Here is an 18,704-nt window from a genome sequence, read left to right as displayed (position 1 = left end):
GCCCTTACTCGATGAGCGCGTCCGGCTTGCCCTTGCTGCGGGGGCGCACCTCGACCATCTTGCCCCAGACGATCAGCCGGTACTTGCTGGTGAACTCCGGTGTACAGGTGGTCAGGGTGATGTAGCGGCCGGGCTTGGTGAAGCCCGAGCCCTTCGGGATCGGGTCCAGCACGCTGGTGTTGGACGGGGAGGTGACCGGGAGGGTCGACGTCACCTTGTAGACGTAGTACGTGTCCTGGGTCTCGACCACCACGGGGTCGCCGGGGGTGAGCTTGTTGATGTACCGGAACGGCTCGCCGTGGGTGTTGCGGTGCGCCGCGAGCCCGAAGTTGCCGGTCTTGGCGTCCGGCATCGCCGTCTTCAGCGGCGCCTCGCCGTAGTGCCCGACCATGCCCTTGTCGAGGACCCTGGTGGTGCTGACGCCCTCCGCGATCGGCGCCACCACGTCCAGCTTGGGGATGTGCAGGATGGCGAAGCCCTGGCCGGGCGCGAACACACCGGGGGCCCGCTTGCCGGTCGCCCAGTCGTCCTGGAGCTGATGGGTCGCGCTGCCGGCCTGCGCGTGCGCGCGGACGTTGGTCCACCACAGCTGGTAGGTGACGAACAGCAGCATCAGCACGCCGGTGGTGATGAACACCTCGCCGATCGCCCGGCTGGCGATCACGCCGGGTCCCGGTCTGGCCAGCCGTGCCCGCCGCCGGGCCTCGACCCGTGTCAGCGGGCGGTCCGGATCGTCCTCCGCCCGTGCGGGGGCGGCCGTGGCGGCGGGCACACCGGAGGACGCGCCCGCGGCCACCGGGTCCCGGCGCCCGCCGTGCCGCCTGGCCGCCCTTCTGCGGGCCGCACGGCCACCTGGCGCGGGCGCGGGGGCGGGAGGGGCCGCAGGGGCTCCAGAGGCCCCCCCGGGCCCTGTGGAGGCCGGGCCGACGGCCCGCAGCACCATCGTCTCCGCGTCGAAGGGGGCCTGCCGGGGCGCACCGCCGTGGGACTCGTACGGTTCCCCGCCGCCGTACACGTCCTCGCGTTCGGGGCGCAGGGCGGTCACGCCGTGGCCCTGCCCACCACCGGGGCGAGCCCCGCCGACCTCGCCACGGCACCCTGGTCGCCGCACTCCGCCAGCCAGTTGGCCAGCATCCGGTGGCCGTGCTCGGTCAGCACCGACTCCGGGTGGAACTGCACTCCTTCGACGGGCAGTTCACGGTGGCGCAGGCCCATGATGATGCCGTCGTGCGTACGGGCCGTGACCTCCAGCTCGGCCGGGACCGTCGCGGGCTCGGCGGCCAGGGAGTGGTAGCGGGTCGCGGTGAAGGGGGAGGGCAGCCCGGCGAAGACGCCCTTGCCCTCGTGCTCGACCGGGGAGGTCTTGCCGTGCAGCAGCTCGGGCGCCCGGTCCACCACCCCGCCGTAGGCCACCTGCATGGACTGCATGCCCAGGCACACGCCGAAGACCGGGACCCCGGTGGCCGCGCAGTGGCGGACCATGTCCACGCAGACGCCGGCCTGCTCGGGAGTGCCGGGGCCGGGCGAGAGCAGGACGCCGTCGAAGCCGTCCTGGGCATGGGCGGTGCTCACCTCGTCGTTGCGCAGCACCTCGCACTCGGCACCCAGCTGGTACAGGTACTGGACGAGGTTGAAGACGAAGCTGTCGTAGTTGTCCACGACGAGAATGCGCGCGCTCACTGGTTGTCCACCGTCACATCGTTGAAGGGCAGCAGCGGCTCGGCCCACGGGAAGACGTACTGGAACAGGACGTACACCACGGCCAGGACCAGGACGACGGAGATCAGCAACTTCACCCATGCGTTTCCCGGCAGATGCCGCCAGATCCAGCCGTACATGCCGTCCTTGCCGTCCCTTCCGTATCCCTACGGCACCAGACATCCGCCGTACGTCACCAGACTAGCGGCGCGGCCCGTCCGGTTCGCCCGACTCCACAGGGTCGGTGACTCCGGCACCGGCAGGGGCGGATTTGTGGGGCCCTTTGTCGATCCGATACGCGGGCAAGGGCTACTGCACGGGCTTCGCGTAGTGCAGGTCCACCGCGCCGGAGTAACCGGGAAGCGTCACCGTGCCGTCGTCGGTGACGTTCCAGCCGAGGCCGTAGACGTTGACGTACACCATGTAGGTCTGGATCGCCTTGCTGTCCGCGAGCGACTTCTGCAGCCGGTCCGGGTCCCCGATCGCCGTGATCTTGTACGGCGGTGAGTAGACGCGGCCCTGGAGGATCAGGGTGTTGCCGACGCAGCGGACCGCGCTGGTGGAGATCAGCCGCTGGTCCATGACCTTGATGCCCTTCGCGCCGCCCTGCCACAGGGCGTTCACCACGGCCTGGAGGTCCTGCTGGTGGATGACCAGGTAGTCGGGCTGCGGCGGGGGGTAGCCGGGGAGCTTGGCGGTGGCGTTGGGCGGGGCGTCGTTCAGGGTGACGGTGACGGCCCTGCCGGTGAGCTTCCGGGTGCCCGCGCTTTTCTCCAGGCCGGTCAGCCGCCGGTCCTGGGCCTTGGTGCTGCCGCCGTCGCTCTTGGCCAGGGACTCCACGCCGTCGCGCAGGGAGGCGTTGGACTCGTCCAGCTCCTTGTTCTTGCGGCTGCGCTGCTGGATGAGGTCGGACAGCTTCAGCAGCGAGCCGTCCTGGCGGATGTCGGTGCCCTTGGCGGTGTCGAAGCTGGTGAAGAAGATCAGGCCGGCGAGCGCGAAGACGGCCGCGGTGAGCACCCGCACCGGGCGCACCCGCGGCCCGCGGCGGGGGCCGGAACCCATTGCTCCCGTACCGGGGGAGTCGGCAGAATTGCTCAACGTACCCTTGCTCTCCTTCGGCGCCACGGAAGCACTACGCTAACGGACGCCCGGAGGAGCACACAGAGTCGTCATGTTGGCCACTTGTACGCTGCCCGAGCCCGACCAGTTACCTGCGCGGCCACGCAGCGCATCGACAGGAGAGACCCTCGTGCCGAAGTCACGTATCCGCAAGAAGGCCGACTTCACGCCGCCGCCGGCGAAGCAGGCCGCGGCGATCAAGATGAACAACCACGGCTGGGTCGCCCCGGTCATGCTGGCCATGTTCGTCATCGGCCTGGCCTGGATCGTCGTCTTCTACGTGACCGGCGGCTCACTGCCCATCGACGCGCTGGACAACTGGAACATCGTGGTCGGCTTCGGCTTCATCGCCGCCGGATTCGGTGTCTCCACGCAGTGGAAGTAACCCGCACCCGCTGAGTTATCCACAGGCCTGAGGATTTCCACATCCCCCTGGGGAAAACACTACGATCTGTGGATAACTCATCGAGCGTTGACGCCGGTACGACTGCACTACTGGTGGCCACACAGGCGTTCGCACCCCTCGCTACCTGCGAAAACACATCCGAGCGGCCCTAGGCGCAGCTGAGGCCGCACGGCGTGCACAAGATCCGGCACCCGCTGTGGACAACGGTTCGGTATCAGGTGAGCTGAGCGGTTCTGACCAGGGTGAGAACGGCCACCACCACGAGCACCAGCGCACAGGTGCCGTACTGCACGAGCGCCCGGTTGCGGCGCGGGGCGTGCACCATGGCGTATCCGGTGACGAGCCCCGCCACCAGGCCGCCGACATGTGCCTGCCAGGCGATGTTGAAGCTCGGGGTGAAGGTGATGATCAAATTGACCACCAGCAGCGCGAACAGCGGCCGCATGTCGTAGTTGAGCCGCCGCATCAGCACGCCGGTGGCGCCGAAGAGGCCGAAGACCGCTCCGGAGGCGCCGAGCGAGGGCGCGTTCGGGGCGGCGAGCAGATAGGTGAGGGCACTGCCCGCGAGGCCCGAGACGAAGTACAGGGCGAGATAGCGGGCGCGGCCGAGCGCCGCCTCCAGGGGACCGCCGATCCACCACAGGCTGAGCATGTTGAACAGCAGATGCGTGAACCCGGCATGCAGGAACATCGCGGTCAGCAGCCGGTAGTACTGCCCCTCGGCGATGCCCTGCACCCCCGGGATCAGGGGGGTGTACGCCTGTCCGATCACCTCGAAGCGCTGGGTGAAGCTCTCGCCGACGGCGAGCTGCACCAGGAACAGGGCGATGTTCACCCCGATCAGCACCTTGGTGCACAGCCGGGGGTCCGCCGTCATGGTGCCGCCGGCCAGGGTGCGCGGGCGGGTGGCGGCCATGGTGCGTGCGGTGCCGCCGCCCGGCGGGTGCGGCTGGCCGGGGCCCCCTCCGTGGACGCACTCGGGGCACTGGAAACCGACCGAGGCGCTGACCATGCACTCGGGGCAGATGGGACGCTCGCAGCGGGTGCAGCGCACCCCGGTCTCACGGTCCGGGTGCCGGTAGCACACGGGCGCGCTCCGGGCGTCCGGTGCGCTGCTTGCGACGTGGTCCATGATCCCCTCGCTCCTCTGGCATTCCCCCGGCACATACCCCGCCCCGCCCATCCTTACGGACGAGCGGGGCGTTTGGTTCCCCGTGGGGCGTCCGGGTCAGCCCTCGCGGGTCTCGACCACGACGGACTCGATCACGACGTCCTGCTCGGGACGGTCGTTGCGGCCGGTCTTCACGGCCGCGATCTCGTCCACGACCTTCTGGCTGGCGGGGTCGGTGACCTCGCCGAAGATGGTGTGCTTGCGGGTCAGCCAGGTGGTCGGCGCGACGGTGATGAAGAACTGCGAGCCGTTGGTGCCCGGACCGGCGTTGGCCATGGCCAGCAGGTAGGGCTTGTTGAAGGACAGGTCCGGGTGGAACTCGTCCTCGAACTTGTAGCCCGGACCGCCGATGCCGCTGCCCAGCGGGTCGCCGCCCTGGATCATGAAGCCGCTGATGACACGGTGGAAGATCGTGCCGTCGTACAGCTTGTCCTTGCTCGTCTTGCCGGACTTCGGGTGGGTCCACTCGCGCTCGCCCTTGGCCAGCTCGACAAAGTTCTTGACCGTCTTGGGCGCGTGGTCCGGGAACAGCCGGACCTCGATGTCGCCGTGGTTGGTCTTCAGGGTGGCGTAAAGCTGCTCAGCCACGATCCTGCCTTCCGTCGTCTTCTGTCGTCTTCCTGTGACGCTCCGATCCTCGCATGGGTGAGTGCTCGCGACGCCAGTCGGCCAACCGAAGGAGCGAGCGGCACCCGTATGCCTGTCCCGCATGCCGCATGCCGCGTCGACAGGCATGATCCGTAAAAGGGTGGAAAGTCGAATTCCGTACGCCACCGAGGAGGAGGAAACCGTGACCCGCATTGACAGCGTGCGCGCCGCGACCGGCTCGGCGAAGGACAGCGTGCTGCACGCCGCGGAAGTGGTGGCGCCCTACGCCGACACGGCCAAGGAGCGTGCCGCGCTCTACGCGCAGGAGGCACGCGTACGGCTCGCGCCCGTGGTGTCGCAGGCCGCAGAGCAGGCCCGCGCGCAGTACAACGCCCAGCTCGCCCCGCGTCTGGAACAGGCCCGGCGCACCTATGTGCCACCGAAGGTGGACCTCGCCGCACAGGAGGCCGCCTGCCGTACCCGAAAGGCCGCCCGGCAGGCGGCCGAGTACTCGCGCCCCCGGATCGAACAGGCCGTGGCCGCTGCCGCGCCGGTGGCGGACGAGGCCGCGGCACGGGGCGCCGCCGCGCTGGCCGCGCTGCGCGGCCAGGTCTCCGCGCAGGACATCCAGAAGCTGGCCCGGCGCAACGCGCGCAGGTGCCGGGCCGGCCGCGCCGCGAAGATGCTGGCGCTGGCCACCCTGGTGGCGGGCGGTGCCTTCGCGGCGTGGAAGTGGTGGGAGCGCCAGGCCAACCCCGAGTGGCTGGTCGAACCGCCCGCCGCGACGGAGGTCCCGGAGCCGGGCGGCGGCCTCGGTTCGGTGGACGGGAGCGGCGGCGAGGAGCAGCCCTGAGCATCTCCCCGGAAACGGGCTCCTTCCGCCGGAGGGGCCCGTTTCACGTGAAACGTCCGCTGCGGCAGGCCGCGGTCCTACCGGGCGCGTTCGATGTGCGACCTGGTCAGGGCGAACAGGATCAGCAGGTCCAGGGCCATGACGGGGATCGCCCACGCCGGGTAGTACGGCACGAACATGAACTGGGTGATCAGGCTGATCCCGGCCGCCACCACGCCGGCCCCGCGGCCCCAGCTCATGCCCGCGAGCAGGCCGAAGCCCGCCACGACGAGGACCATGCCGATGACGAGGTGGATGATGCCCCAGGGTGTCAGGCCGAAGTTGTAGGCGTATCCGGTCGACGTGGCGAACAGTCCGTCGTTCGCGATGCCCGCCGCGCCCATGAGGATGCTGAGCGGCCCGCTGAGCATCAGCATGATCCCGGCTGCCAGTGAAGCGCTGTCGACCGTACGGCCCCCGTGTCCGCGGTGTGTCTTGTCGGATGCCACCGTCATGGGCGTCGCCTTCCTGTGCGGCAGGGCCGGCCACGCACAGCGGCCGTGCGGAGCCAGCCACGCTGTCCCTGACAGGATCTCCGCAATGCGGCCGCCCTGCGACCGGGCGCCCGCTCGTGCGGACCGGCCGGTGACGGGGCACTCCGGTGGCGTGCGGTGCGGCGGCGCGCTGCCGGGCCGGCGCCCCTGACGGCGACCGTGACCGGGGCGGCGAGGCGAGGGCGCGGTGGCCGGGCACGGGAGCCCCGGCCACCGGGGAGCCGCCGCTCTTGGGGGCGTTCCCCCGCCGCGCCCGGCCGCCGGTGTTCCGGGCCGGGGCGACGGTACGCGGGGAGAGGGCGGCGAGACCGGCCGGGCAGAGGACCGCGAACAGGGCCGCCAGCAGCGCCGTCAGCACGGCGCGGACCCGGCCCCGCGGTCGTGGTCTCATCGCATCCGAAGAAAATCTCACGACCCCATTGCTAGGGGATTTCCCGCGCCGCCCTCCCCCCGACACCCCGCGCCGCCCCGGCAAAGCCCCCCGGTCGGCGGAACCCGGCGTGCGCGGGCCGGTCACCTCTGATAGCGGGCACGGCCCACGGCGGCGTCCGCGGTCAGCGGGACGCCGAGCAGCGCGGGAAGCTCGCCGCGGTGGACGAGCCGGCGCGCCATCTGCTGGCCTACCTGCCCGACGGCAGGACGACGAAAAGGCGGTACACACAGGAGAGGTACCAGGGGCCCGCGGGGAGACGAGATCGCGAAAATGCCCTCTGAAACCGCGTTTCCGCAGTTCAGAGGGCATTTTCTTGAGTGGAGCCTAGGGGAGTCGAACCCCTGACATCCGCCATGCAAAGACGGCGCTCTACCAACTGAGCTAAGGCCCCGAGGATGGGGGTGGCCTCCGGTGGGGATGTCCCGGCCGGGTGCCGGGGACCAGAGTAGCGGGTCACCCCCCGTATCCCGCAAAAAGATTGGGGGTCCCCGCGCATGACCACGCTCCGTAAGATGCTCAACCGTGGTTCGCTACAGCGAACCGCGGTATTCAGGGGAAGCGATGGGGAGACGCAATGGACGCCGCACAGCAGGAAGCCACCGCAAGAGCGAGAGAGCTTCAGCGGAACTGGTACGGGGAGCCGCTGGGGGCGCTTTTCCGTAAGCTGATCGACGATCTCGGGCTCAACCAGGCCCGGCTCGCGGCGGTCCTGGGGCTGTCCGCTCCGATGCTCTCGCAGCTGATGAGCGGTCAGCGGGCCAAGATCGGCAACCCCGCGGTGGTCCAGCGCGTGCAGCTGCTCCAGGAGCTGGCGGCACAGGTGGCGGACGGCAGCGTCAGCGCCGCCGAGGCGACCGAGCGGATGGACGAGATCAAGAAGTCCCAGGGGGGCTCGGTGCTGAACAACACCACGCAGTCGACGAACGGTTCGGGAGCTCCCACCGTCAAGCGGGTCGTCCGCGAGATCCAGTCGCTGCTGCGCTCGGTGGCCGCCGCGAGCGACATCATCGAGGCCGCGGACGCGCTCGCCCCGACCCAGCCCGAACTCGCCGAATTCCTGCGGGTCTACGGCGCCGGCCGCACCTCCGACGCGGTCGCGCACTACCAGTCGCACCAGAACTGAAAGCCCGCCCGGCACCGGGGGGAGCCGGGCGGGGCGGGCCCGAGGGGGAGGAGCTGCGGCAGTCATGGGCGAGGTGTTCAACGGCCGGTACGAACTGGCCGACCCGATCGGGCGCGGCGGCGCGGGCGACGTATGGCGGGTGTGGGACCACCGGCGGCGGCGCTATGTGGCCGCCAAGGTGCTCCAGCAGCGCGACGCCCACTCCCTGCTGCGCTTCGTGCGCGAGCAGGCCCTGCGGATCGACCACCCCCATGTGCTCGCCCCGGCCAGCTGGGCCGCCGACGACGACCAGGTGCTGTTCACCATGGACCTGGTCGCGGGCGGTTCCCTCGTCCGCCTCGTCAACGACTACGGCCCCCTGCCGCCGGCGTTCGTGTGCGTGCTGCTCGACCAGTTGCTGTCCGGGCTCGCCGCCGTGCACGCCGAGGGTGTCGTGCACCGGGACATCAAGCCCGCCAACATCCTGCTGGAGGCGACCGGTACCGCGAGGCCCCGGCTGCGGCTCGGGGACTTCGGCATCGCCATGCGGTTCGGCGAGCCGCGCCTGACCGACACCAACCTCGTGGTGGGAACACCCGGATACCTCGCCCCGGAACAACTGGCGGGGGCCGAACCGGACTTCGCCGCCGACCTGTTCGCCGTCGGCCTCGTCGCCCTCTATCTCCTGGAGGGAGCCAGGCCCGACGCCGGGGAACTCGTCCGGTACTTCACGGAGCACGGCACGCCGGGTCCGCCCAAGGGCATCCCCGGACCGCTGTGGGAGGTCGTCGCCACGCTGCTCCAGCCCGATCCGCAGGCGCGGTACCGCTCCGCCACCGGGGCCCGCAAGTCACTCGCCGGTGTCATCGAACTCCTGCCGGAGCCGACCCTGGACGACGAGCCGATCGAGATCTTCGACCAACTCCCGCCCCTCCCGCCGGGCTTCGGCCCGCACGGCCCCCTGAAGAAACCCCCGGCACCCGGCGCCACCACCGCCCCCTTCCCCGGCACCGCCCCGCCCCCGGCCGCCCCCTCCGGCCCCGGCGGCTCCCTCCCGGACACCGGAAGCTTCCGCCTCCCGCCGCCCCCGCTCGCCGATCCCACTCCGCCCCGACCCACCACACCCCCGCTGCCCGCCACCGCCCCCACGCCCGGCCACGGCTCCTGGCCCCCGCACCCCGTGCGCCCCGGCGACAGCGTCACCGCCGCCTACACGCCCCCGGCCACACAGGCGCCGGTCCTCCAGGCTCCCCCGCCCGGCACGCCGCGGACCCCGGCCCCGCACGGCCGCCGCGCCCGGCGCAGGACCGGCCCCCCGGCCAGGGCCGTCGTCCCGATCCTGCTGCTGGCGCTGGCCTGTTACGCCGTGGGCTTCTGGGCGCTGAGCCGCGTCTGAGCCCGCCGGGCCGCCAGGGTCCAGCCGCCGAGCACCAGCAGCAGCGCGGTCCCCAGGCCGATCCCGCCGGCCGCGACGGCCTTCATCGCCCGCGAGCCACCGCCCCCGGTGCCCCCGTCACCGCCATCGCCGTCGCCGCCCACCGGCAGCACCCCGTCGTCCCGTGCCGTCGGCGTGAAGACACCGGCCGGCTCCGGGCGCCCGGCATAGCCGGGACCGGCGTGCGCCCGGCCGTCCACCCGGACCCGCAGCGTCACGTCGTACGGCCCCTGCCCGAACGCCGAGGTCACCTGATCGCTCAGGTGCAGCACCAGGTAATAGTCCCCGGCGAAGCGCAGGGCGCTGACGGCGGCGGGGGCGGCGTAGCGGTTGGCGTACTCGACGGGCGGCAGCGGGGCGAGGGCGACCGGCTTGCGGACGCCGGTGTAGCCGAGGGAGACGTCGTCGGCCAGGCCGCGCACGGGGTCGTACAGGGAGAGGTCGAGGGCGCCGCCGATGTATCCGTGCCCCGCCGCGCCGCCCAGTTCGGCGGCGGCGGAGAGCCGGCGGCCCCAGTCGAGCGGCACCTTGTAGAACACGGTCTGGCCGGGCACGAGGGTGGTCCGCCAGACCCCCTGCCCCAGCGGCCGGGCCGCCGCGAAGCCCGCCCCGCCGGAGCGCTCGCGGGCCTCGCCGGTGACCGGCTCGGGCGAGGCGGAGTCCCCGGTGCGGGGCGCGCCGGTGGGGCCGGGAGAGGCGAGCCGGGGTTCCGTCGCGGGGGCCAGCTCCAGTTCCCAGGGGGCGGACGTGCCCCCATTGTCGAGGCGTTCGACCAGCACGGAGTACGTTCCCGCGCCCTGGCACAGCGCCCTGCCCGCCTCGCGCTTGCCGAGGGCGGTGACCGGACGCGGGCTGAGCCCGGCGCCGAAACGGGCGGTGGCGAAGGAGCAGGCCGTGCCGCGCGCGTCCCGGACGGTGACCCGGATGCCGTCGGTGGAGGTGACATCGGCGCCCGCGGGCGGTACGGCGGTGACGGGGACGTACGCCGTGGCCGCGGCGTCGGCGAGGTCGAGGCGGTAGGTGAGCCGGCCGTGCGCGGGCAGGGAACCGCGGTAGACGCGGCCGGGGTCGAGGCGCGGGGCGCCGTCCGCGGCGGCCGTGCCCCGGACGGGCCGGGCGCCGGGGGCGAAGGCGTAGGTGCCGGGGCCGGTGGCGGCGGACGCGGCACCGGCCGGCAGCAGGCCCGTACCGCACAGCCCCACGGCCAGCAGCACGGCGGCCGGGCGCCCGCGGTCCCACCGCCCCGCCGTATGCCGCCGCCCCGCCGTATGCCGCCGCCTCGCCGTATGCCGGTGCCGCTCCGCTTTACTCCGGCGTCCCCACGCCCCATCCCTGCGGCCCCGCACGCGCCCACCCCCTGTGACGTCATGTTCCTCGCGGCCCATCCTGCCCCGGCGGCCGCAGCGCCATCAGGGCGATGCGCGCAGCCGTCCGAAAGGCATCGCCCGGCGTCCGCCCGGTGCGGCCACGCCTACCGCACCCCGCGGGGAGCCGCAACCCCATGCAAAGACCCCGGCCGCTTGCTGCGACCGGGGCCTGCTGAAATCTCGAATCGGACTCACGAACCCGTGGGCACGGAGTCAGTCGCCTCCGTCCACAGGTCCTGCTCGGCGCGATCCGCCTGAATCTGGCGGTACACGAGGAGTCCGCCGATGGCGGCCAGTGCGACCAGGAGCAGCTTCTTCACCGCGCGACCTCGTCTTTCCTTGACGTAGGGGACCTCTGGCGCCCGACTATACACACCGGCCGATATCGATCGGTGACCTGCGTCCGGCCCCAACTCCGGCTCCTGCCAGCGCAATAGCCCAGGTCGGGAGCGCTCCCGACCAGAGGGTGAGCGTGCCTCCACGGACGGTCACTTTGCTGCCTCTTCGCGCGTACTGACCGGGATTTAGGGGTTTTCCGACCTTCTTACGGCCATCCGGGTGGTGTTCATCAGAACAACGCCGCGCCACGGGCGTCGGTCCACCACTTCGCGGTCCACATACACATCATGAGGAAAGTACGCAAATCGCCCAACCCGAAAGTGAGGGGCCATGGACCGGAACAAGGTCATGAAGCTGTGGACTGCCATCGTCACCGCCTTTCTCGCACTGTGCACGACGCTCGGATTCATGAGCGCCGCCACCGCCCCGGCGACCGCCGCGCCGCACACCGAGAGCCCGCGTTCCGAGACCGCGCCCCGCACGGTCCCGGCGATCCCGGCACCACGCCATGGGACCTGGTCCGCGACCAAGGCCCTGCCCCCCACGATGAAGCAGCGGATCAGGGCCGAGGCCCACGGGAAGTCCCCCAGCTGCCGGCACCGCCCCCTCGACGACACCCAGCTGACACCGGAGGAGCGCGAGGCGCAGAAGAACCGCGAGGCGCAGGAGACGGAACGGACGGGCCAGGAGACCGAGGGCCAGCGCTCCGCCACCTCGCTCGACTGCTGAACCGCCCCTCCTCCCCTTCGGCACCGCGACGTCTCGACAACTCGGCGACTTGCGTACGCACGGTCGACACGGAAAGAACCCCCGGCCCCACGGCCGGGGGTTCCGCGCGTTCCACGGGGGCACGAACCGCCCGGGCGGAGCCTGAGACGATGGCCGCGACATCCCGGAGAGGTCTTTGAGAGGTGGTGAGTGCTGCCGTGACCCGGCGCGCCACCGTTGTCACCGTCATCACCGCCGTCCACGCCCCGTCGGCCCGGTTCCTGCCGGACGCCTGGGCGTCGCTGTGCGCGCAGGAACTGCCCGGCGGCGCGAGCTGGGAGTGGGTGATCCAGGAGGACGGCACGACGGACGAGGTCCGCCCGTACGTCCCCGAGGACCCGCGGGTCGTCTTCCACCAGGGCAGACCCGGTGGTCCGGGGGTCGCCCGCACGATCGCGCTGGCGCACGCGCGGGGCGCGTATGTGAAGGTCCTGGACGCCGACGACCGGCTCACGCCGGGCGCGCTCGCCCGCGACCTCGCCGTCCTGGAGGCCGACCCGAGCCTCGGCTGGACGACCTGCCGGGTCCTGGACCTGCTGCCCGACGGCTCCACGGCCGGTTTTCCCGGCGACCCGGACGAGGGCCCGCTGGACCGCGGCACCGTGCTGCGGCACTGGAAGGCGAACGATTTCCGGCCGCCGGTCCATCCGGCGACCCTCTGTGTGCGCCGGGAGCTGCTGACCGCGCTGGGCGGCTGGATGGCGCTGCCCGCCTCCGAGGACACCGGGCTGCTGCTGGCGCTGGACGCGGTGAGCCGCGGCTGGTTCTCGGCCGAGGCCGGACTGCTCTACCGCAAGTGGGAAGGGCAGGCCACCGGCCAGTCCTCCCACGCCGACCCCGCCGAGCGCACGGCCCGCGCGGCGGTCGCGGAGGCGCGGGCCCGCGCGCTGGCCGACCTCGGCTGGACGTATCCGGCACGATGAGGGCCGTACCGGCGCTTCTAGTCCCCGAGCACGATCGCCTGCGAGGGACACCGCTCCGCCGCCTCCCGGACCCCCGGTTCGCCGGCGGCCTCCTCCTTGCCGGGGAGCACCACGCCGTAACCGTCCTCGAAGGCGAACACGTCCGGCGCCCGGAACGCGCACTCCGCGGAGCCGTAACACGCGGCGCGGTCGACGGTGACCTTCATACGTCCTCCAGCCGTGGGCAGTTCGGGTTCCAGGACGTCACTGCCCGGCCGGACCGCCGCTCAACCGGCCGCCGCGCCGTCTCCAAGCCGCCACCACCCCGCAGCTGACATACCGTCAGGTAAAGAGGTGATGGGCGCCGGACATGTCCCCTGCCCGCCGGCACCGGTCCCTCCCCTCGTGGGGACCGGTGCCGGGCGGTGCGGGACGTCGATCCGCGCCTCGTCGGCGTAGCGGCGCGGATCGAAGCATGGGAAGTAGTGGGGGCGGGAAGTGGGGGTGGGGGTGGGGGGTCGTCCGGGCGGGCCCGGCTAGATGACGGATCGCCGGCCGCTCGCGTTCTCCGGTGAAAGTCGACCGAAAATGTGCAACGCCATGAGGTCTCTCTCCGAGCGCCGGGCCGTTGGCCTGTCCGGACGGTGTGTGACGGTTCCGCTACCGGGGTTGCGATCCTGCCATGTGGCACCGCCGGGGAGGAGGCCCCGGTCTCCGGCGCAGGGCTTATCCGCAGGTCAGCCGTATAAGGTGAGTTTTCCGGTCCGGACGTCCGCAGGCAGGGGGAAGTGAGGGGTGGGACCTTGGGTTCCGACTCAGGGGCACGCACAGCTTTCGCCGAGCGCCTCGCGCTGCTCTACAAGGAGGCCGGAAATCCTCCCCTGAAAAGCGTCGCCGAGGCGGTCGCCCGGCTCCAGCGCGTCGACGAGCGCGGCCGTCCGGTGCGGGTCTCCGCGCAGCGGATCAGCGACTGGCGGCGGGCCAAGAACGTGCCGGCCCAGTTCACCGCCCTCGCGGCGGTGCTCCAGATCCTGATCCCGGAGGCGCGCCGCACCCGCCCGCAGCCGGTCTCCACGGGCCTGTACGACCTCGCCCACTGGCAGCGGCAGTGGGAGCGCGCGCTGGCCGACCCGGTGGGCGACCGGGTGGCGCCCTCCGCCGCACCGGCCGAGGAGAGCGGCCGGCCGCCCGGCCAGGCCCCGCCGATCACCGGCGGTGTGTGCCCCTACCGGGGTCTCGCGCCGTACCGGGAGGAGGACGCGCGCTGGTTCTTCGGCCGGGAGCGCAGCACCGAGGCGATCATCGCCCAACTGCGCACCGCGGGCCGTACCGGCGGCCTGGTGATGCTCGTCGGCGCTTCGGGCGCGGGCAAGTCCTCGCTGCTGAACGCCGGCCTGGTCCCGGCGATCGCGGGCGGTGCCCTGGCCGGCGCGGGGCTCGCCGCGCAGCCGGACGACGGCACCGGGCTGCGGCCCACCGTCGTCCAGCTCGTGCCCGGCGCCGACCCGCTCGCCGAACTGGTCCGCCGTATCCCCGACCTCGCGCCCGTGGCCGCCGAGGCGCGGGCGGCCGAGCGGGCGGCGGCCCGCGAGGAAGGCGCCGCCGCGGTGACGGGCGCCGAGGCGCCCCGGATCGTGCGCGGCGCCCGCGCGGCGGTCGCGGAGTGGGCGCGCCGGGAGGCACCGCCGGGGGTCCGGCCGGTGGTCATCGTGGACCAGTTCGAGGAGGCCTTCACCCTCTGCCCGGACGAGGCGGACCGCCGTACCTTCATCCAACTGCTGCACGCCTCCTGCACGCCGCCCTTCGGCGCGTCCGGGCCCGCGCCCGTGCTGGTCGTGCTCGGCATCCGGGCCGACTTCTACGAGCAGTGCCTCGGCTATCCGGAGCTGGCCGACGCGCTCCAGCACCGGCACATGGTGCTCCCCCCGCTGACCAGCGGCGAACTGCGCGACGCGGTGACCGGGCCGGCCAAGGCGGTGGGCCTGGAGCTGGAACCGGGCCTCGCCGAGCTGATCGTGCGCGAGGTGAGCGCCGACGGCCCGCGCGGGGCGCACGACGCGGGCGTGCTCCCGCTGCTCTCGCACGCCCTGCTGGCCACCTGGCAGCGCCGCAAGGCCGGCAAGCTGACGCTGGCCGGCTACCGCGCGGCGGGCGGCATCCAGGGCGCCGTCGCCGCGACCGCCGAACGCGCCTGGTCGCGCCTGGACCCCGCCGCCCGTACGGCGGCCCGGCTGCTCCTGCTGCGCCTGGTGCGGCTCGGCGAGGACACCGTGGCCACCCGGCGGCGCGGCACCCGGCGGCAGCTGTCCCAGGAGTCGGCGGACCCCGGCAAGACCGAGGAGTCCCTGGAGGCGCTGGTCCGGGCCCGGCTGGTGACGCTGGACGCGGAGACCGTGGAGATCACCCACGAGGCGCTGCTGCACGCCTGGCCCCGGCTGCGGCACTGGATCGACGACAACCGCAACGACCATCTGCTGCGCCAGCGCCTGGAGGAGGACGGCCGGGCCTGGGAGGACTCGGAGCGGGACAGCTCACTGCTCTACCGGGGCTCCCGGCTGGAACAGGCCCGCGCCTGGGCGCGCTCGGCGGGGGACACCTATCTGACCCGCAGCGCGGTGGAGTTCCTGGCCGCCTCGGTACGGTTGCGCAAGCGCACGGTGTGGCTGAGCCGGGCGGCGGTGGCGGCCCTGGTGGTGCTCGCGCTGGTCGCGGGCGGCTCCGCGGTGATCGCCTGGCAGCAGCGCGACGACGCCGTGTTCGAACAGGTGCTCGCCGAGGCGGACCGGGTGCAGCACACCGACCCGTCCCTCGCCGCCCAGCTGGACCTGGTCGCCCACGAACTGCGCCCCGGTGACGAGGGCACCTACAGCCGTCTGATCTCCATCGTGAACGCGCCGCTGGCCACCCCGCTGTCCGGCCACACCGGGGCCGTCTACCTGACCTCTTTCAGCCCCGACGGCCGCACCCTGGCCACGGCCAGCTACGACCGGACCGTACGGCTGTGGAACGTGTCCGACCCGACCCGGCCCCGCTCCCTCGGCAAGCCCCTGACGGGGCACGCCAGTTGGGTGAGCAGCGCGGTGTTCCGTCCCGACGGGCGGGTGCTGGCCAGCGCGGGCGACGACGGCATGATCCGGCTGTGGAACGTGCGCGACCCGGCCCGCCCGGCCGCGCTCGGCGCCCCGCTGGCCGGCCACTCGGGCACCATCTACCTGGTCGCCTTCAGTCCCGACGGGCGCACCCTCGCCTCCGCCGGGGAGGACGGCACGGTACGGCTGTGGAACGTCACCGACCCGGCGCACCCCAGCGCGCTCGCCGTGCTGCACGGGCCCACCGCGGCCGTGCGCAGCGTCGCCTTCAGCCCCGACGGGCGCACTCTGGCGGCGGGCGGCGACGACCGCAAGATCCGGCTGTGGAAGGTGACCGAGCCGCGCCGGCCGGCCGCGCTGGGCGTGCTGCGCGGCCACACGGACATCGTGCACTCGGTCGCCTTCAGCCCGGACGGGCGCACCCTGGCCAGCGGCAGCGCGGACGACACCGTACGGCTGTGGAACATCGCTGACCCGGCCGCCGCGAGACCGCTCGCCGCGCCCCTGACCGGGCACACCGGGCCCGTCTGGTCGGTGGCGTTCAGCCCCGACGGCGGGCGGCTCGCCGCCGCGAGCGCGGACAGCACGGCCAGCCTGTGGAACGTCAGCGACCCGGACTCCCCCTCGCAGATCGGCGAGCCCCTCGCGGGCAGCAGCGGCGAGATGTACGCGCTGGGCTTCAGCCCCGACGGCCGTACCCTCGCCACCGGCAGCGGGGACGCCAAGGTGCGGCTGTGGTCGATCCCGACCTCGGACATGATCGGCCGCAGCGGGGCTTTCAGCCCGAACGGGCGGCTGCTGGCCACCACCGCGCGCGACGGGCGGCTGCGGCTGTGGAACGTGGCGCGTCCGGGGCGGCCGGTGGCGCTGGGCCCGCCGTTCCGCAGCGGCGAGGGCGCCGACACCATGGTCTTCTCGCCGGACGGCCGCACCCTCGCCGTGCTCACGGCCGAGCAGAAGGTGTACCTGTGGAACGTCGCCGACCCGGCCCACCCCTTCCGGCCCGGCCCGGCCCTGCCGCTGCGGACCCGCTTCATGGGCCCCGACGCGCTCGCCTTCAGCGCCGACGGGCACACCCTGGCCACGGCCAACGACGACCGGACCATACGGCTGTGGAACGTGTCCGACCCGGCTCGCCCGGCCCCGCTGGGCGACCCGCTCACCGGCCACCACGGCTACATCAACGCGCTCGCCTTCAGCCCGGACGGGCACACCCTGGCCAGCGGCAGCGCGGACAGCACCATACGGCTGTGGGACGTGTCCCGGCCGGGTGCGGTGAAACCCCTCGGCGCCCCGCTCACCGGGCACACCGGCCCGGTCAACGCGCTCGTCTTCACCCCGGACGGGCGGACGCTGGCCAGCGGCAGCGACGACGACACCGTCCGGCTGTGGAACGTCACCGACCCCGCCGCGGCCCGGCCCATCGGCGATCCGCTCACCGGCCACACCGAGGCGGTCACCTCACTGACCTTCGACGCGGACGGCAACACGCTGGCCAGCGGCGGCGACGACAACACGGTCCGGCTGTGGAACGTCACCGACCCCGCCGCGGCCCGGCCCATCGGCCAGTCCATGACGCCCAACGCCAAGACCGGCACCTTCCTGTCCTTCAGCCCCGGCAGCCGCGTCCTCGGCGTCTCCAGCGGCCCCGACACGGTCCGGCTGTGGAACCTGGACGCCGGCCCGGCCATCGACCACATCTGCTCGGTCACCCGCGGCGTCCTCACCCCCGACAAGTGGCACGAGTACCTCCCCCGCCTGTCCTACGACCCTCCGTGTGACAACTGATCGGCCAACTTCCGCTTTTTCCCGCTGACTTGGCACCACAGCGGCGACAACCTTGTTACCCTTGGCCATAGCCCGATCGCTGGTGCATCCCCCGTCGCCAGCGATCGGGCCTTTCGCGTTCCCGTCCGCGCCGGCACTCGAATGCCGGCCGGGGAATCAGCCGCACATGCAGAAGACCCCCAGCCGGTATCGACTGGGGGTCTTCTCGCTGGTGGGGCTAACAGGATTTGAACCTGTGGCCTCATCCTTATCAGGGATGCGCTCTAACCAACTGAGCTATAGCCCCGCCGCGCTTTGCGGTGTGTGTCCCGCGCGCTGACTCCTGAAGATTAGCGCACGACCACGTCAGTCCCAAAATCGGTTCCCGGCGGGCGTCACTCGTCCTCGGCCAGGGTCAGTTCGATGCCCCCCGCGAAGCCCGCGGAGAGGTTGTAGATGAAGGCCCCGAGGGTGGCGAGCGCGGTGGCCAGGACGACGTCGATGGCCGCGATGATCGTCGTGAACATCAGGACGTGCGGGAGCGAGAGGAAGGACTGGAGGTCGAAGCCGCTCGCCTCGGTCGCGCCCGTCGCCTCCGAGATCGTCCCGCCGACCGTGGAGAACACGCCCATCGCGTCCATGACCATCCACAGCACCGCCGCGGCCACGATCGTGCAGATGCCGAGCGCGATGGAGAGCAGGAAGCTGACCTTCATCACCGACCACGGGTCGGCCTTGGCCACCCGCAGCCGCGCCTTGCGGGTGCGCGGCGCCGTACGCACCCCGGTGCGCGGGCGCCGTACCCCGCCGGCCGTCGGCTGCGCCGGGTAGGCCTGCGGCGGGTGGTACGGCCCGGCCGGCTGCTCCGGGCGCCGCTCGCCGGGGAGCGGAGACGACGACTGCGCCTCGCCGGCCGCGGCCGGGCCTCGGGTGTCCGTCACAGTTCCCCCCTGGGGTGCAGACGTGCCGGAGGCGTCCGCCGCGGACGCCCGCACCGGCTTCAGATTGGTCGTCTGCGGGTCGCCGGCCGCCCCCGCATGCGCGGCGGAGCCACGGCCGCCGCCGTCCGTCTCCGTACCCGTGGAGGTACCGGCCGATCCGGCGCCCGTGGCTCCGCTCACGATGACTCACTCC

18 protein-coding genes and 2 tRNA genes are annotated in these 18,704 nt (G+C 72.7%); 7 read left to right on the top strand and 13 right to left on the bottom strand.

Annotated features, from left to right (window positions below; translation table 11 throughout):
• Positions 1-4: 4 nt before the first annotated feature.
• From ACZ7EC_RS14430 to ACZ7EC_RS14415, 4 genes are all read right to left on the bottom strand, one after another.
• Positions 5-1,045 carry a class E sortase gene (locus ACZ7EC_RS14430; RefSeq protein WP_471062414.1) on the bottom strand — a complete coding sequence of 347 codons (1,041 nt, stop codon included), beginning with the start codon at positions 1,043-1,045 and terminating at the stop codon, positions 5-7.
• Positions 1,042-1,680, bottom strand: a complete 639-nt coding sequence (locus ACZ7EC_RS14425) for an aminodeoxychorismate/anthranilate synthase component II (protein WP_471062412.1) — start codon at positions 1,678-1,680, stop codon at positions 1,042-1,044. Before ACZ7EC_RS14425 ends, ACZ7EC_RS14430 begins: the two co-directional genes overlap by 4 nt.
• Entirely contained in the window at positions 1,677-1,838 is a 162-nt protein-coding gene (locus tag ACZ7EC_RS14420) for a hypothetical protein (protein ID WP_471062410.1), read from the bottom strand. The genes ACZ7EC_RS14425 and ACZ7EC_RS14420 overlap by 4 nt, the downstream gene beginning before the upstream one ends.
• A gap of 169 nt (positions 1,839-2,007) precedes the next feature.
• Positions 2,008-2,796, bottom strand: a complete 789-nt coding sequence (locus ACZ7EC_RS14415) for a DUF881 domain-containing protein (protein WP_471062408.1) — start codon at positions 2,794-2,796, stop codon at positions 2,008-2,010.
• A gap of 151 nt (positions 2,797-2,947) precedes the next feature.
• On the opposite strand from ACZ7EC_RS14415, the gene crgA reads away from it, so the two are divergent.
• Positions 2,948-3,202: a cell division protein CrgA gene (gene crgA, locus ACZ7EC_RS14410; protein WP_397985004.1), complete on the top strand. Its 255-nt coding sequence runs from the start codon at positions 2,948-2,950 to the stop codon at positions 3,200-3,202.
• A gap of 235 nt (positions 3,203-3,437) precedes the next feature.
• On the opposite strand, the gene ACZ7EC_RS14405 is transcribed toward crgA, so the two are convergent.
• Positions 3,438-4,355 carry a rhomboid family intramembrane serine protease gene (locus ACZ7EC_RS14405; protein WP_471062407.1) on the bottom strand — a complete coding sequence of 306 codons (918 nt, stop codon included), beginning with the start codon at positions 4,353-4,355 and terminating at the stop codon, positions 3,438-3,440.
• Positions 4,356-4,451: 96 nt separating this feature from the next.
• Positions 4,452-4,982: a peptidylprolyl isomerase gene (locus ACZ7EC_RS14400; protein ID WP_471062405.1), complete on the bottom strand. Its 531-nt coding sequence runs from the start codon at positions 4,980-4,982 to the stop codon at positions 4,452-4,454.
• A 202-nt stretch (positions 4,983-5,184) separates the two neighbouring features.
• Here ACZ7EC_RS14400 and ACZ7EC_RS14395 point away from each other — a divergent pair, with 202 nt between their 5' ends.
• A complete protein-coding gene (locus tag ACZ7EC_RS14395) occupies positions 5,185-5,835 on the top strand; it encodes a DUF5324 family protein (protein ID WP_471062403.1) in 651 nt (216 codons plus the stop codon).
• A gap of 77 nt (positions 5,836-5,912) precedes the next feature.
• Here ACZ7EC_RS14395 and ACZ7EC_RS14390 read toward each other — a convergent pair whose 3' ends face one another.
• Positions 5,913-6,329 (bottom strand): DUF7144 family membrane protein, encoded by a 417-nt coding sequence (locus ACZ7EC_RS14390; protein ID WP_471062402.1) that lies wholly within the window; start codon positions 6,327-6,329, stop codon positions 5,913-5,915.
• Positions 6,330-7,119: 790 nt separating this feature from the next.
• A tRNA-Ala gene (locus tag ACZ7EC_RS14385) sits at positions 7,120-7,192 on the bottom strand.
• Between the two features lie 183 nt (positions 7,193-7,375).
• Here ACZ7EC_RS14385 and ACZ7EC_RS14380 point away from each other — a divergent pair.
• Complete coding sequence (locus tag ACZ7EC_RS14380; RefSeq protein ID WP_471062400.1) at positions 7,376-7,924, top strand: helix-turn-helix domain-containing protein; 549 nt, start codon at positions 7,376-7,378, stop codon at positions 7,922-7,924.
• 64 nt (positions 7,925-7,988) lie between these two features.
• Positions 7,989-9,299: a serine/threonine-protein kinase gene (locus tag ACZ7EC_RS14375; RefSeq protein WP_471062399.1), complete on the top strand. Its 1,311-nt coding sequence runs from the start codon at positions 7,989-7,991 to the stop codon at positions 9,297-9,299.
• Here ACZ7EC_RS14375 and ACZ7EC_RS14370 read toward each other — a convergent pair.
• Positions 9,263-10,552 carry a hypothetical protein gene (locus tag ACZ7EC_RS14370; RefSeq protein ID WP_471062398.1) on the bottom strand — a complete coding sequence of 430 codons (1,290 nt, stop codon included), beginning with the start codon at positions 10,550-10,552 and terminating at the stop codon, positions 9,263-9,265. The genes ACZ7EC_RS14375 and ACZ7EC_RS14370 overlap by 37 nt on opposite strands.
• A 344-nt stretch (positions 10,553-10,896) precedes the next feature.
• Positions 10,897-11,025, bottom strand: coding sequence for a DLW-39 family protein (locus tag ACZ7EC_RS14365; RefSeq protein ID WP_003999697.1), 129 nt, complete (start codon positions 11,023-11,025; stop codon positions 10,897-10,899).
• Positions 11,026-11,374: 349 nt separating this feature from the next.
• Here ACZ7EC_RS14365 and ACZ7EC_RS14360 point away from each other — a divergent pair, with 349 nt between their 5' ends.
• The gene (locus ACZ7EC_RS14360) at positions 11,375-11,773 is read left to right on the top strand and encodes a DUF6344 domain-containing protein (RefSeq protein WP_471062397.1); all 399 of its coding nucleotides are present in this window, start codon (positions 11,375-11,377) and stop codon (positions 11,771-11,773) included.
• 185 nt (positions 11,774-11,958) lie between these two features.
• A complete protein-coding gene (locus tag ACZ7EC_RS14355; protein ID WP_471062395.1) occupies positions 11,959-12,735 on the top strand; it encodes a glycosyltransferase family 2 protein in 777 nt (258 codons plus the stop codon).
• A 17-nt stretch (positions 12,736-12,752) separates the two neighbouring features.
• On the opposite strand, the gene ACZ7EC_RS14350 is transcribed toward ACZ7EC_RS14355, so the two are convergent.
• A complete protein-coding gene (locus tag ACZ7EC_RS14350) occupies positions 12,753-12,941 on the bottom strand; it encodes a ferredoxin (RefSeq protein ID WP_471062393.1) in 189 nt (62 codons plus the stop codon).
• A 576-nt stretch (positions 12,942-13,517) separates the two neighbouring features.
• Here ACZ7EC_RS14350 and ACZ7EC_RS14345 point away from each other — a divergent pair.
• Positions 13,518-17,591 (top strand): nSTAND1 domain-containing NTPase, encoded by a 4,074-nt coding sequence (locus ACZ7EC_RS14345; protein ID WP_471062391.1) that lies wholly within the window; start codon positions 13,518-13,520, stop codon positions 17,589-17,591.
• A gap of 209 nt (positions 17,592-17,800) precedes the next feature.
• Here ACZ7EC_RS14345 and ACZ7EC_RS14340 read toward each other — a convergent pair.
• Positions 17,801-17,877, bottom strand: a tRNA-Ile gene (locus tag ACZ7EC_RS14340).
• Positions 17,878-17,965: 88 nt separating this feature from the next.
• Positions 17,966-18,691: a DUF3566 domain-containing protein gene (locus ACZ7EC_RS14335; RefSeq protein WP_471062390.1), complete on the bottom strand. Its 726-nt coding sequence runs from the start codon at positions 18,689-18,691 to the stop codon at positions 17,966-17,968.
• Between the last annotated feature and the right edge of the window lie 13 nt (positions 18,692-18,704).

The sequence above is a fragment of the Streptomyces sp. NPDC037203 genome, assembly GCF_055605065.1.
Note: the sequence above shows the minus strand (reverse complement) of the source record. Positions and strands in the feature narration are given on the sequence as shown.

What these genes read in the sequence shown, in the direction of transcription:
- ACZ7EC_RS14350 (WP_471062393.1), bottom strand. Translation starts at nt 12,941, where the DNA reads ATGAAGGTCACCGTCGACCGCGCCGCGTGTTACGGCTCCGCGGAGTGC.
- ACZ7EC_RS14420 (WP_471062410.1), bottom strand. Translation starts at nt 1,838, where the DNA reads ATGTACGGCTGGATCTGGCGGCATCTGCCGGGAAACGCATGGGTGAAG.
- ACZ7EC_RS14390 (WP_471062402.1), bottom strand. Translation starts at nt 6,329, where the DNA reads ATGACGGTGGCATCCGACAAGACACACCGCGGACACGGGGGCCGTACG.
- ACZ7EC_RS14375 (WP_471062399.1), top strand. Translation starts at nt 7,989, where the DNA reads ATGGGCGAGGTGTTCAACGGCCGGTACGAACTGGCCGACCCGATCGGG.
- ACZ7EC_RS14405 (WP_471062407.1), bottom strand. Translation starts at nt 4,355, where the DNA reads ATGGACCACGTCGCAAGCAGCGCACCGGACGCCCGGAGCGCGCCCGTG.
- ACZ7EC_RS14380 (WP_471062400.1), top strand. Translation starts at nt 7,376, where the DNA reads ATGGACGCCGCACAGCAGGAAGCCACCGCAAGAGCGAGAGAGCTTCAG.
- ACZ7EC_RS14360 (WP_471062397.1), top strand. Translation starts at nt 11,375, where the DNA reads ATGGACCGGAACAAGGTCATGAAGCTGTGGACTGCCATCGTCACCGCC.